The organism is Streptomyces sp. NPDC003077 (assembly GCF_040611095.1).
GTDB lineage: Bacteria > Actinomycetota > Actinomycetes > Streptomycetales > Streptomycetaceae > Streptomyces.
In genome coordinates, this window is sequence record NZ_JBEXNM010000004.1 from 119,343 (window position 1) to 131,915 (window position 12,573).

General features: G+C 71.7%; 8 protein-coding genes and 1 riboswitch. Of the genes, 4 read left to right on the forward strand and 4 right to left on the reverse strand.

Features of this window, described 5'->3' with window-relative positions; all coding sequences use genetic code 11:
- Positions 1-39 precede the first annotated feature (39 nt).
- Positions 40-891 carry an NAD(P)H-binding protein gene (locus ABZX96_RS04525; RefSeq protein WP_355537683.1) on the forward strand — a complete coding sequence of 284 codons (852 nt, stop codon included), beginning with the start codon at positions 40-42 and terminating at the stop codon, positions 889-891.
- Positions 892-1,078: 187 nt separating this feature from the next.
- Positions 1,079-1,432, forward strand: coding sequence for a hypothetical protein (locus ABZX96_RS04530; protein ID WP_355537686.1), 354 nt, complete (start codon positions 1,079-1,081; stop codon positions 1,430-1,432).
- A 260-nt stretch (positions 1,433-1,692) separates the two neighbouring features.
- Here ABZX96_RS04530 and ABZX96_RS04535 read toward each other — a convergent pair whose 3' ends face one another.
- A complete protein-coding gene (locus ABZX96_RS04535) occupies positions 1,693-2,832 on the reverse strand; it encodes an NlpC/P60 family protein (RefSeq protein ID WP_355537689.1) in 1,140 nt (379 codons plus the stop codon).
- Between the two features lie 7 nt (positions 2,833-2,839).
- Positions 2,840-3,040: riboswitch (cyclic di-AMP (ydaO/yuaA leader) on the reverse strand.
- A 442-nt stretch (positions 3,041-3,482) separates the two neighbouring features.
- Between ABZX96_RS04535 and pcrA the strand changes: the two genes are divergently transcribed.
- On the forward strand, positions 3,483-5,978 hold the full coding sequence (gene pcrA / locus ABZX96_RS04540; protein ID WP_355537692.1) for a DNA helicase PcrA: 2,496 nt from the start codon (positions 3,483-3,485) through the stop codon (positions 5,976-5,978).
- Between the two features lie 235 nt (positions 5,979-6,213).
- Here the strand turns inward: pcrA and ABZX96_RS04545 are convergent, their stop codons facing one another.
- Together ABZX96_RS04545 and ABZX96_RS04550 are read right to left on the reverse strand one after the other, a co-directional pair.
- On the reverse strand, positions 6,214-8,229 hold the full coding sequence (locus tag ABZX96_RS04545; protein WP_355537695.1) for a peptidoglycan DD-metalloendopeptidase family protein: 2,016 nt from the start codon (positions 8,227-8,229) through the stop codon (positions 6,214-6,216).
- A gap of 285 nt (positions 8,230-8,514) precedes the next feature.
- Positions 8,515-9,468 carry an alpha/beta fold hydrolase gene (locus ABZX96_RS04550; RefSeq protein ID WP_355537698.1) on the reverse strand — a complete coding sequence of 318 codons (954 nt, stop codon included), beginning with the start codon at positions 9,466-9,468 and terminating at the stop codon, positions 8,515-8,517.
- Positions 9,469-9,952: 484 nt separating this feature from the next.
- Between ABZX96_RS04550 and ABZX96_RS04555 the strand changes: the two genes are divergently transcribed.
- Positions 9,953-10,363, forward strand: a complete 411-nt coding sequence (locus ABZX96_RS04555) for a cobalamin B12-binding domain-containing protein (protein WP_355537701.1) — start codon at positions 9,953-9,955, stop codon at positions 10,361-10,363.
- Between the two features lie 183 nt (positions 10,364-10,546).
- Here ABZX96_RS04555 and ABZX96_RS04560 read toward each other — a convergent pair whose 3' ends face one another.
- Complete coding sequence (locus tag ABZX96_RS04560) at positions 10,547-12,214, reverse strand: DUF5691 domain-containing protein (protein WP_355537704.1); 1,668 nt, start codon at positions 12,212-12,214, stop codon at positions 10,547-10,549.
- Positions 12,215-12,573: the final 359 nt, after the last annotated feature.

The following is a 12,573-nucleotide window of genomic DNA, read 5'->3' on the forward strand; positions in this document are numbered from 1 at the left end:
CGGCGTCTCGTCCGATGGCGATTTCGTCGGGAGCGCTCGGTGATCAACAGCACCACCACACTGGTCATCGGCGCCACCGGCACCACCGGCAGCCGCACCACCGCGCAACTGATCGCCGAAGGTCACCGCGTCAAGGCCGCCAGCCGTCGCGCGGCGCCGCTCCCGGGGGCGGAGCCGGTCCGCTTCGACTGGTACGACCCCGGCACGCACGGCGCCGCTCTCGACGGGGCCGACCGCGTGTACCTCGTACCGCCGCTGGGCGACCCCGACCCGGCCGCCGTCATGCTGCCCTTCCTGCGGCGGGCCCGGGACGCCGGCGTGCGACGCGCGGTGCTGCTCAGCTCGTCGGCCGTCCCGGAAGGCGGTCCGGCGGTGGGGGTGGTGCACCAGGCGCTGCCCAGCCTGTTCGAGGAGTGGGCGGTGCTGCGGCCGTCCTGGTTCATGCAGAACTTCACCGGCGCGCACGCCCACGCCGACAGCATCCGCGAGGCCGGCGTCATCCTGACGGCGGCGGGGAGCGGTCGGGTGGGCTTCGTCGACGCCGAGGACATCGCGGCGGTCGCCGTGCGCGCTCTGACGGACGACCGCGCTCCCAATAGGGACCTCGTTCTCACCGGCCCTGAGGCGCTCAGTTACGACGACATCGCCGCGATCGTCACCGAAGTCGGCGGCCGGACCGTCGTCCACCGGCAGGTGAGCTACGAGCGCCAGCGGGAGCGGCTGACGGGCGTGGTGTCGCCCGAGTTCGCCACGATGCTGGCCGACATGGACCGCGCCATCGCGCAAGGCGCCGAGGACCGCACCACCGACGTCGTGCGGCGCGTCACCGGCCGCGCGCCCCACAGCTTCCGCGTGGTCGCCGAACGGGAGCTGGTGCGCGGCGGCAACTGAGGGGTGGTGGCCGGTGGCTCGTACGTACACGGCGCGCTATGAAGGGAACTCGTACGTGCACGGCGCGTTACGAAGGAAACTCGTACGTCGCCCCCCGTGTGCAGACGGATCGGCCTGCTTATCGAGGGCCGTGCGCCGCCCGCCCCTCCCCAAGATCGGCGATTTCGGGCGGATACGATCGATCACTATGGACGTAGTAATCAATATCTTCGTCGGTCTGCACATCATCGGTATCGCCTCGCTCCTCGGCGGCTTCCTCACCCAGATGAAGGCGATGAGCGCGGGCACGGCCCGTTTCGTACCGGCCATGCTGCACGGCGCGCTGACGATGCTCGTCACCGGCATCGTCCTGGTCGGCCTGAACCAGGCCCAGGACTACTCGGTGAACAACATCAAGATCGGCATCAAGCTGGCCGTGCTGGTCGTGATCCTCGGCCTGGTCTACGTGAAGCGGGACGAGGAGAAGGTCGCCAAGCCGCTGTTCGGCATCGTGGGGCTGCTGACCATGGTCAACATCTTCATCGCCGTGGTGTGGACGTGATGACGGGCTGATGATCCAGAGCCGTCACGGGGTGGGCAGCCTGTGGCGGTGGTTCGGTGGGCGGGGCGAGGTCCCGGAAGTCCCCGCCCCGCGCGCGTGTCCGTGGGCCGCGCAACTGCCTTTATGGGGATGAGGGTGGCCCCCTTTATGGGGACGAGGATCGGCCCGTTCCCCACCGGCTCGTCACAGCTCAGCTCGATTCACGGCAGCCCGCTGTGGCCTACGGCGGCTTGCTGCCGCTCACCGTGGCTCGCCGGCACTCACGACGGCCGGATGCTCCCGTAGATCGGCATCGTGTAGATCGACTCGACCCGTACGCTCGCACCCGGCTTCGGCGCGTGGATCATCTGTCCGCCGCCGATGTACATCCCGACGTGGCTGATGTCGCCGAAGAAGAACACCAGGTCACCGGGTGCGAGGGCGGACGTGGAGACGCGTTGGCCGACCTTGACCTGGTCCCACGTCGTACGGGGCAGGGAGACGCCCGCCGCCCGCCAGGCCGCCTGGGTGAGGCCGGAGCAGTCGTAGGAGCTCGGCCCGGTCGCGCCCCAGACGTACGGCTTCCCGACCTGTGCGCGGGCGAAGGAGATCGCCTGCCCGGCCCGTCCGGAGTACGAACCCGAAGGCGCGCCCGCGAAGGTGCCCGCGCTCTGTTTCCGCGTTTCCTGTTGGCGGCGGCGTTCGGCGGCGGCCTGCTGACGGGCCAGTTCCTGGGCCTTGCGTTTGGCCTCGGCCGCCCGCTTGCGTTCCAGGGCCGCGAGCCGGGCCTTCTCCTCGGCGGTCAGGCGGGCCAGCAGTTGCCGGGCCTGACGCAACTTGTCCTGAACGGCGCTCTTGTTCCGCTTGAGGTCGGCCTCCGTGTCCCGCAGCTGTTCCAGGCTCCGGGCGGCCTGGGCGCGCTTGCGCGTGGTCTGGGCCCGCTGCTCCTGGTAGTCGGTGACCGCCTGCTGCTGCCGGTCGGTCAGCCGCTCCATGAGGTGCTTGCGGTCGGCGAACTCCTGCGGCTCGTCGGCGAGCATCAGTTGGGCGGTCGGGCTCATGGCGCCCGAGCGGTACTGGGCGGAGGCGTAGACGCCGAGGTCGCGCCGGGCGTCGTTCATCTTCTGGGCGAGCCGGGCGATCTCGTCCTGGAGGGCTTCGACCGCGTCGCGCTGCCGGTCGGCGCGCTCCTTGGCCGCGTTGTACTTCTGGGTCGCCGTCCCGGCCTGGTGGTAGAGGTCGTCGACCTGCCGTTTGACCTGCTCGATGGTGGGCTTCGGGGCTTTGGGCGAGCCGGGCGCCGCGTCCGCGGCCTGGGCGAACAGCGTGACGGAGGCGAGCGCCGCGGTGGTGAGCCCGGCGGCGGCGCGGCGGACGGTCGAGTCGAGTAAGCGTGGGCGCGGCTTTCGGTGGGACGCCAAGGCCGGTGACTCCTTCCGTGGACCGCCTACCGGGTGAGCTGTCGGGTTCGGGCGGTGGCGCTGACGGAAGGGTTGCCCTACGGCCGTACGGTCTCCCGGGGGCTGCGGCCGGTGGCGTCGCCGAGCTCTCCAGGGGGCCGGACCGACCGATTCACCCCGGTGGTACGTGTGGGTCCCCGGCTCCGGACGCCTCGGGCGGTACGGCTCGTGGCAGGCCGGACTCGGCGGAGGCGGCCCGTGCCGGCGCTGTCACCGACGAGGGGTCGGGCCGTCTGAGCGAGCACGGTAGCCACCGGGTGCGAGTTCTGTGAAGGCTGGTGTTCGATATGGCCCGAATCCTTTTCGTGGTGCGTGGAACCCTTCCGGGCGGGGAGCGAGGCGGTTCCGGGGTGGACCGAGGGTGTCCGGGGGTGGACTGAGAGTCTCTGGGGGCGGACGAGGGCGCCCGAAGGTGCCCGAGGAGCGGCGGAGCTTCGTACGTCGCGTCTGCCCGTGCCCGGCCGCTCACTTCTCGTACGGAGTCCCTTGGCGCTCGTACGCCTCCGCCGTGGCCTCCTGTAGCCGTTCCGCAGCCGCCCGTACGTCCTCAACCAGCCGTTTCCCCTCCGCCGCCGTGGGATGTCAGTGGGTCGGCCTACACTCGGTGGGCGATGAGCAGCCTCTTTGACGACAGCTTCCTGGCGGATCTGGACCCCAAGGGCGAGGAACTTCCGCCGCCTCCCGAGGACGAGGACCGTCCGGCACCGGAGGAGATCCCGGCCGACCTCTTCGGGGACGCGTTCGACGTGCCGCCCGCCCCCCGGGACGCGTACTACCGGGACGGCGCCGCGCGCCCCGTCATCGACACGTCGTCGCTGCTCGTCGGGCTGAACGAGCAGCAGAAGGCGGCCGTGGTGCACACGGGATCGCCGCTGCTGATCGTCGCGGGCGCGGGCTCCGGCAAGACCCGCGTGCTGACCCACCGCATCGCGCACCTGCTCGGCGCGCGCGGGGTGCACCCCGGCCAGATCCTGGCGATCACCTTCACCAACAAGGCCGCGGGCGAGATGAAGGAGCGGGTGGCCGAGCTGGTGGGGCCGCGCGCCAATGTGATGTGGGTCTCCACGTTCCACAGCGCGTGCGTGCGCATCCTGCGCCGGGAGTCCAAGAAGCTGGGCTTCACGTCGTCGTTCTCGATCTACGACGCGGCCGATTCCAAGCGCCTGATGGCGCTGGTGTGCCGGGATCTGGATCTGGACCCCAAGCGCTTCCCGCCCAAGTCCTTCAGCGCGAAGATCTCCAACCTCAAGAACGAGCTCGTCGACGAGGAGGCCTTCGCGGCTCAGGCCGCCGATGGTTTCGAAAAGACGCTGGCCCAGGCGTACGCGCTGTACCAGTCGCGGCTGCGCGAGGCCAACGCGCTGGACTTCGACGACATCATCATGACGACGGTCCACCTGCTCCAGGCGTTCCCCGACGTCGCCGAGCACTACCGCCGCCGCTTCCGGCACGTCCTGGTGGACGAGTACCAGGACACCAACCACGCGCAGTACACCCTCGTCCGCGAGCTGGTGGGCCCGGCGGAGGACGCCGCCGAGCTGTGCGTGGTGGGCGACGCCGACCAGTCGATCTACGCGTTCCGGGGCGCCACGATCCGCAACATCCTCCAGTTCGAGGAGGACTATCCGGACGCCACGACGATCATGCTGGAGCAGAACTACCGCTCCTCGCAGACGATCCTGAACGCCGCCAACGCCGTCATCGAGCGCAACGAGAACCGCCGCCCGAAGAACCTGTGGACCGAGGCCGGCGCCGGCGCCAAGATCACCGGGTATGTGGCCGACACCGAGCACGACGAGGCCCAGTTCGTCGCCGACGAGATCGACCGGCTCACCGACGCGGGCGACGCCAAGGCGAGCGACGTCGCGGTCTTCTACCGCACCAACGCGCAGTCCCGTGTCTTCGAAGAGATCTTCATCCGGGTCGGGCTGCCCTACAAGGTCGTCGGCGGCGTGCGCTTCTACGAGCGCAAGGAGGTCCGGGACGTCCTGGCGTACCTGCGGGTGCTGGCCAACCCGGAGGACACCGTCCCGCTGCGCCGCATCCTCAACGTCCCCAAGCGCGGCATCGGCGAGCGCGCGGAGGCGATGATCGACGCGCTGTCCCTGCGCGAGAAGATCAGCTTCCCGCAGGCGCTGCGCCGGGTGGACGAGGCCTACGGCATGGCCGCCCGCTCCGCCAACGCCGTCAAGCGCTTCAACACGCTGATGGAGGAGCTGCGCACCATCGTGGAGTCCGGCGCGGGCCCGGCCACCGTCCTGGAAGCGGTGCTGGAGCGCACCGGCTACCTGGCCGAGCTCCAGGCCTCCACCGACCCCCAGGACGAGACCCGCATCGAGAACCTCCAGGAGCTCGCCGCCGTCGCCCTCGAATTCGAGCAGGACCGCGGCGAGGAGAACCCGGGCACCCTCGCGGAGTTCCTGGAGCAGGTCGCCCTCGTCGCCGACTCCGACCAGATCCCGGACGAGGACGAGGAAGGCGGCGGCGTCATCACCCTCATGACCCTGCACACCGCCAAGGGCCTCGAATTCCCCGTGGTCTTCCTGACGGGCATGGAGGACGGCGTCTTCCCGCACATGCGCGCCCTGGGCCAGGCCAAGGAGCTGGAGGAGGAGCGGCGGCTCGCGTACGTGGGCATCACGCGCGCCCGCGAGCGGCTGTACGTGACGCGCTCCACGATGCGCAGCGCCTGGGGCCAGCCCTCGTACAACCCGCCGTCCCGCTTCCTGGAGGAGATCCCGGACGAGTACGTGGAGTGGAAGCGGACGGGGCCCGCGACGCCGTCCGCGTCCATGGGCGGCGGCCGGTCGGGGTCCGGCTCGGGCTCCGGCTTCGGTTCCGGCTCGGGATTCGGCGGTTCGGGCATCGGGTCGTCGCTGTCCTCGTCCCGCTCCAAGGCCGGCCCGACCGGTTTCGCGACCCGGCGGGCCAAGGACCGGCAGGTCGTCTCGCTGGCGGTCGGCGACCGCGTCACGCACGACAGTTTCGGACTCGGCACGGTCGTCGGCGTCAAGGGCAGCGGGGACAACGCGGAGGCGACGATCGACTTCGGCGGCGAGAAGCCGAAGCGGCTGCTGCTGCGGTACGCGCCGGTGGAGAAGCTGTAGCTAGCGGTACGGCTGGTCGCCGTCGCGCCTTGTGGTGGGTGACGGCGGTGGGGACGAGGCCCGGCCGGGCTTCGTCCCCAGTGTGGTTTCCGGCGCGTGGCTGCTGGGGTTTCCGGTGCTGCCCGGTGTGGTTTCCGGCGTGTGCCTGCTGGGGTTTCGGTGCGTGCCTGCTGGGGTTTCGGCGCGTCCCCGTTGGGGTTCCCGGCGCGTGCCCGCTGGGGTTCCCGGCGCCCGGTCAGCTCGGGTCGAGGCCGCGGGTGCGCAGCCACGGCAGCGGGTCGATGGCCGAGCCGCCACCGGGGCGGACCTCGAAGTGCAGGTGTGGCCCGGTGGAGTTGCCGGAATTGCCGGAGTAGGCGATCTGCTCACCGGCCTTGACCGACCCCGAGCGGATCTTGGTGCTGCTCAGGTGGCAGTACCAGGTCTCCGTGCCGTCGGGCGCGGTTACGATCGCCATGTTGCCGTACGCGGAATTCCACTGGGTCCGCACGGTGCCGTCGGTGGCGGCCATGACGGGGGTGCCGTAACCGACCGGGAAGTCGATCCCGGTGTGCAGCGACATCCAGTTGACGCCCGCCTGCCCGTAGTAGGCGCTCAGTCCGTGCTGCGCGACCGGCAGCAGGAACTTGGGGCGCTCGCGCTCCTTGCGCGCCTCCTCCTCCGCACGGCGCTTGCGCTCCTCTTCCTGGCGCGCCTTGAGGTCGATGCGCTCCTGGGTGCGGCTGGCGCGGTCGGCGAAGTCGTCGGCGCCCGCGCTGAGGCCCGCGAGCTGGGTGTCGAGCTTGCTGTTGGCCACGGCGGACTGGACGGTGGGGACGCTGGACGCCGCCTGCGTGGTCGTCGTGTCCTTCTTCTCGCTGTCGCCGCCACCCAGCCCGCTGACGGACGCGGCGGCGACGGCGCACACGCCCATCGCCGCGACGGACGGCACGGCGACGGTCAGCAGCGCCGAGCGCTTGGCGGTGCGGCGCCTGTTCCGGCTTCGCGAGCCGCTTCCGGTGCCGCCGCGCGCACCGGAACCCTTACGGGCCCCGGACGCGGAACGCGAGCTCGGGATGCGGGGCGCATCGCCCGCGCCGGCGCCTTTGGCGTTGCCGTCCGCGACGTTGCCGTTTCCGGTGTCGCCGTCTTCGGTGGTGCCGTCCTCGGCGTTGCCGTTTCGGGGGCCGGGCAGGTCGGCGGGCAGCACCATCGGCGCCGTCATGGTCAGGGCCTCGGCGGCCTCGCCACGCTGATCATCAGGCGTGCCGCCCGGGGCCTGCCGGGAGGGGCCGGACTCCGCCTGGGGGCGCGCCTCTCCGCCCTGACGCGGGACCTCCCCGTAGGGGCCCATCCCGTAGGTGGTCTCCTCGTAGCCGGCGTTCTCGTAGACGCCCTCCACGTAGGCGGCCTTGCCGTACTCCCCGTACGCCCCGAACTCCTCGTACGAGACGACGTCGCCGTAGGGGGCGCCGGACTCGTCATATGAGGCGCTCGTCGCTTCGTACGGCGCACCGGCCTGTCTGTAAGGCGTGCCGGACTCCCCGAACGGGGCGCCGAGTTCCCCGTGTGAGTCGCCGGGCGCGGCCTGCCACGAAGCGCTGCCTCCACCCAGCGTGGCCGACCCCCACGCCGTGCTGTCCCACTGTCCGGTGGCCCCGGTGTCGTACGGGGTGCCGGTGCCGATGGGCACCTCGGGGACCCGCAAGGTGGGCTCCGGTGCGGCGTAACCCGCCACTCCCGCGCCGTACCCGCTCGTGTGGAACGTTTCGCTGGCCACCGCCTCATCCGCACCATGCGCACCGGCACCGTACGCACCGGCGGCGGACGCCCCGATTCCGTATGCGCCGGTGCCGTACGTGCTCATGTCGTACGCGCCCGTGTCGTAGCCGGTGCCGCCGTACGTGCCGTCGGTGTACGCGCCGGTGCCGTACGCGTTCATGCCGCCCGTGCCGACGGGGTAGCCGCCCGTGCCGTAGGACCCCGTGTCGAGGGAGCCGGTGTCGTAGGCCCCTGTGTCGTAGGCCCCGGCGAACTGCGCCCCCGCGCCGTACGTGCCGGTTCCGTAGGTGGCGGTGTCGTGCGCACCTGCGGGCTGCGTACCGGGCAGGGCGCCGAAGAGGGGGTCCGTGCCGCCGTATCCGGCGTAACCCGCCTGCGTGTCCTGTTGCCCATAAGGGGCGTACGGGTCGTAGGGCGGGAAATGCCCGGACGAGGCGGGGGGAGAGGGGTCGATCGGAGTCGGAACCTCCGACGAGTGACGGTCGTTCACCACCACTTCTCTTTCGCCTCGGCAGCAGGAGAATTAGCGGCGACTGTACCGGGCGGTACGCGACGGCGACAATCTTCGGCAGGTTTCACCCCGGGAGTAGGGACATTTGGCCGCCTAACGGCGGACGAAATGCGCGTTCTTGGCGCCGCGTTCGAAATTTGTTCGAGGTCAATGGGGGCAAAGTGAATAAGGCTGTCCGGGAGGTGGCCGTCATCGAAAGCGGCGGTCGTGATCGATGCGCCGGACGTGCTGCCAGGTGGACCGGACGACCAGGGAGGACGCGGCTCACGCCACCGAAATGGCGTGGTCCGTGCCCTGGGCCGCCTCCGCCGCCGTCAGGGCCTCGCGTATTCCGGCGGCGACCGCGCCGTTGACCGGCAGCGCGAGATGCCCGACGCCGGAGACCCGCACGCTGTGCGCGATCAAATCCGGATGATCGATGCGCGCCGTTCCCACCGGGACCATCAACTGGTCCAGGTCACTCCAGAAGCAGACGAAATGCGTACGGCAATTCGGCGCGGGGCGCGCCAACTCCGCTATCACCTCGGAATCCGGGCGCATCTGGCGCACGATCGGGTGGGCCGACATCACCGGCGCCACGCGGGTACCGGCGTGCGGCGTGCCGAGGGTGACCAGCGTGCGGACCCGGCGGTCCCCGCCGAGACGCTGTACGTAATAGCGCGCGATGAGCCCGCCCAGACTGTGGCCCACGACATCGACCCGCTGGTGCCCCGTGCGCTCGCAGAATCCCTCCACATGCCGCCCCAGCAACTCGGCGGCCTTGCGGATGTCGCAGGTGAGCGGGGAGTAGTTGAGCGCTTCGACGTGCCGCCAGCCGTGCCGGACGAGGGAGCGGCGCAGCAGGACGAAGATCGAGCGGTTGTCGATGAAACCGTGCAGGAGGAGGACCGGGGCGTGCGCGTCGTCCTTGGGAGGCGGGAGGGGCCGCGTGGACGAGGGCGTCCGGGCCCGCGCGGCCGAGGGATCCGGGGCGCGGGCCGGTCTGCGGCCCGGGTCCGGTTCCGGGTCCGTGCTCCGCTCGGAGGGCGCGCCGTGCTGGTTCGAGGGGTGCCGCACGGTGTCGTCGGGCTCCAGAAGCAGGCCGGCGGCGCGGCGTTCCTGGTGGATGCCGGTCGGATAGAGGAGTACGTGCCCGGCGAAGATCAGGAGATCGACGACCGTCGCGCGCAGCAGCGCGGAGGGGCGAGCCAGACAACAGAGAAAGGGCAGGGCCTTCATGGCCGACCTCCCGAATGGCACGCGGGAGGACGACTCTGTCCCCCGTGTGCCCTCTGGGGAAGCCGTAGGCGAACTCCTGTCACCCGTACGGGTAGCCGATACTTGACGCCCGTAGGCGGTGGCGGTAACGGCGGTATGCACGGACTCGGGCGGTCATCGCCGTACCGTGCGGCTGGCGGAAGGGCGACCCGATCCGACTGCGGCTCCCCTCGCGCCCGCTCCGTGCGCACCCCTTCTCCGGCGAACAGCGGCCGGATCGCGCCCTCGTCCGACGACGGGGGCGGGGAGGTGCGTCGAGCGCGACGCGTAGCGAACGTGTCCCATTATGTGATTTCCCCCTCCCTCAGGGTCACGAAACGGCTGGGTGCGGGATGCTGTCGATAACGTTCGTTCACGCTTGAGGCCGTCGACGCGGCCCACGCATTCGGTTGTCGGCTCGGCGGCCCTCACGTGGTCCGGGGCCGTACATGGCTTGGAGGCATTGATGGGTGTGACAGGTCCGATCCGCGTGGTGGTGGCCAAGCCGGGGCTCGACGGTCACGACCGGGGCGCCAAGGTCATCGCACGCGCACTGCGCGACGCCGGTATGGAGGTCATCTACACCGGTCTGCACCAGACGCCCGAGCAGATCGTCGACACGGCCATCCAGGAGGACGCCGACGCGATCGGGCTCTCGATCCTCTCGGGCGCCCACAACACACTGTTCGCCAAGGTGTTGGAGCTGCTGAAGGAACGGGACGCGACGGACATCAAGGTCTTCGGCGGCGGCATCATCCCCGAAGCGGACATTCCTCCTCTCAAGGAGCAGGGTGTGGCCGAGATCTTCACTCCCGGTGCCACCACCGCCTCCATCGTGGACTGGGTCAACGCCAACATCCGCCAGCTCGCCGCCTGACGGCCGCCCGGCCGCGTCGGCGAACCGCGCGGCCGAGCCGCTGATGTGGGGCGCCCGATGCGGGGCGTCTGATGTGGGGCCCGGCCAGGGTGCTGGTTCGGCGCCTTGGGCTGGGGGCGGTGCCGGTGTGGGCCGGGTGAGGGCCGGTGCCGGGTGCGGCGCGGGGAGCCGGGCCGACCGGCCTCACCCGGCCAGTTCGGCGAGCATCGCGGCGCGCATGCGCAGGGTGCCGACGAGCCGTTGGAAGGCCTCGGACCAGTAGCCGACGGCACCCGGTGAGCCGTCGGCCGGTTCGTCCGGTATCGCGGTGAGCATGTCGAGCCGGTCGGCCGCGGACGGGTCCAGGCAGCGCTCGGCCAGGCCCATCACGCCGCTGAAACTCCACGGGTAACTCCCCGCGTCCCGCGCGATGTCCAGTGCGTCGACGACGGCCCGGCCCAGGGGCTCGGACCAGGGGACGGCGCACACCCCGAGCATGCGGAACGCGTCCGAAAGGCCGTTGGCCGCCACGAACTCCGCGACCCAGGCCGCTCGCTCCCCGTCCGGCAGCACCGTCAGCAGCTTCGCCGGATCACGCGTGGAACCGGCGCCCGGAGCGGTGACGGCCTCCGCGGCCGGGCCATCGGGTGTGGGGGTGGGGGTGCCGAGCAGGGCGCGGGCCCAGGCGGTGTTCCGCTGGCGCACGGCGGCCCGGCACCAGGCGTCGTGCAGTTCGGTGCGCCAGCCGTCGGCCACCGGGAGGGCCACGATCTCCTCCGGCGTGCGGCCGTCCAGCCGCTGTGACCAGCCGTCCAGCGGCGCCGCTTCCACCAACTGCCCGAACCACCAGGAGCGCTCCCCGCGGCCCGACGGCGGCTTGGGCACGATGCCGTCGCGCTGCATGCCCGCATCGCATTCGTGCGGGGCCTCGATGACGATCGTCGGTGTGCCGCCGGGCCGTCCGGCGGCGCCTCCCCGGCCCTCGTCGCCTGGCCCCGGTGGGGCGGGGGAGCGGTCGAGGGAGACGCAGGAGCGGGCGCGTTCGGCCATCCGGGCGGCCAGCGCGGAGCCCGGCAGCGCGGACAGCAGCTCGGCGGCGGTGGATCGGACGTTGCGGCTGCGGTCGGACAGCGCCTGTTCGAGGAAGGGCTCGTCCTCGGGGGAGAGGCCGGTGCGCAGGGTGTCCAGGAACATCAGGCGGTCCTCGGCCCGCTCGGTGTCCCAGGTGCCGGCGAGCAGGTCGCGGCCGGCGCGGGAATCCCGGCGGCGCAAGGCCGTCAGCAGCGCCACCCGCTCGGCGAACAGCCCCTCCTCCCAGAGGGCCCGCACGGCCGCGGGGTCGTTGGCGTTCAGGAGGGCGGAGGTGCCGCCCGTCCCCCGGAGCGCGAACTTCCACTCGTCGTTCAGCCGGGCCAGCCACAGGGCGCGCGGCCCGGCCAGCGCGAGCGCGGCGGGCCGGAGGTCGGTGCGGGCGTGGGCGGCGTCGAGCAGCGCCGGGAGCAGGGCTTCGGGAGCCCGGTAGCCGCGCGCGTCCGCCGCCGCCAGCCACTGCGGCAGCAACTCGGTGAGGTCCGGTGCCGTGCCGCGGCGGTTGCCGGACGGGCCGCCGCGGTCGGCCAGCAGCAGGGCCAGTCTCCGCCGGGCGGCGGGCGGCAGGGGAGGGCGCGGATCGACGGGGGCGGGGCCGGGGCGCTCGTTCGCCGGTGCCGGGCGCAGGGCCGCCCGCCGCCGGACGGTGCTCACCGCTGCCGCGTCCAGCAGCGCGGCGGCGGGCGACCGGCCCGGACGGGCCGGTACGGGTGGGGTGCGCCGCTCGGTACCGAGCAGCGCGGTGGTCACGAGATCGCCCCAGGGGGCGGGAGTGCCGTGCATGTCGTACCTCCAAGCAGGCCCCGGTGCTCCGGGCACCGGCGGGCGGAAGGGACGGCCACCGCGGAGAGCGGTGGGCCGTCCACGGGTGTGGGTCAGGGTCGGTGGTTGTCGTCGTCCGAAGAAGACCGGTCGAAGTGGGTGGCCGGGAGGGAGGGGAGGCCCGGGGTTCGGGGGAGGAGGTTGCCTGTGCCGTGGTGGGAGGCGAGGTGCGGGAGCTGGTGGGGCTGCTGGAAAACGGTGTGCGGAATCAGTGGTCGTCCTTAGTCAGTCGGGTCGATGAGGATGCGCGCGACGAGATCGGAAGGGCGGGCGCGAGGGGCGGGGCCAAGCGGGCACCGGCCCGCGCGCGTGCCGGCATG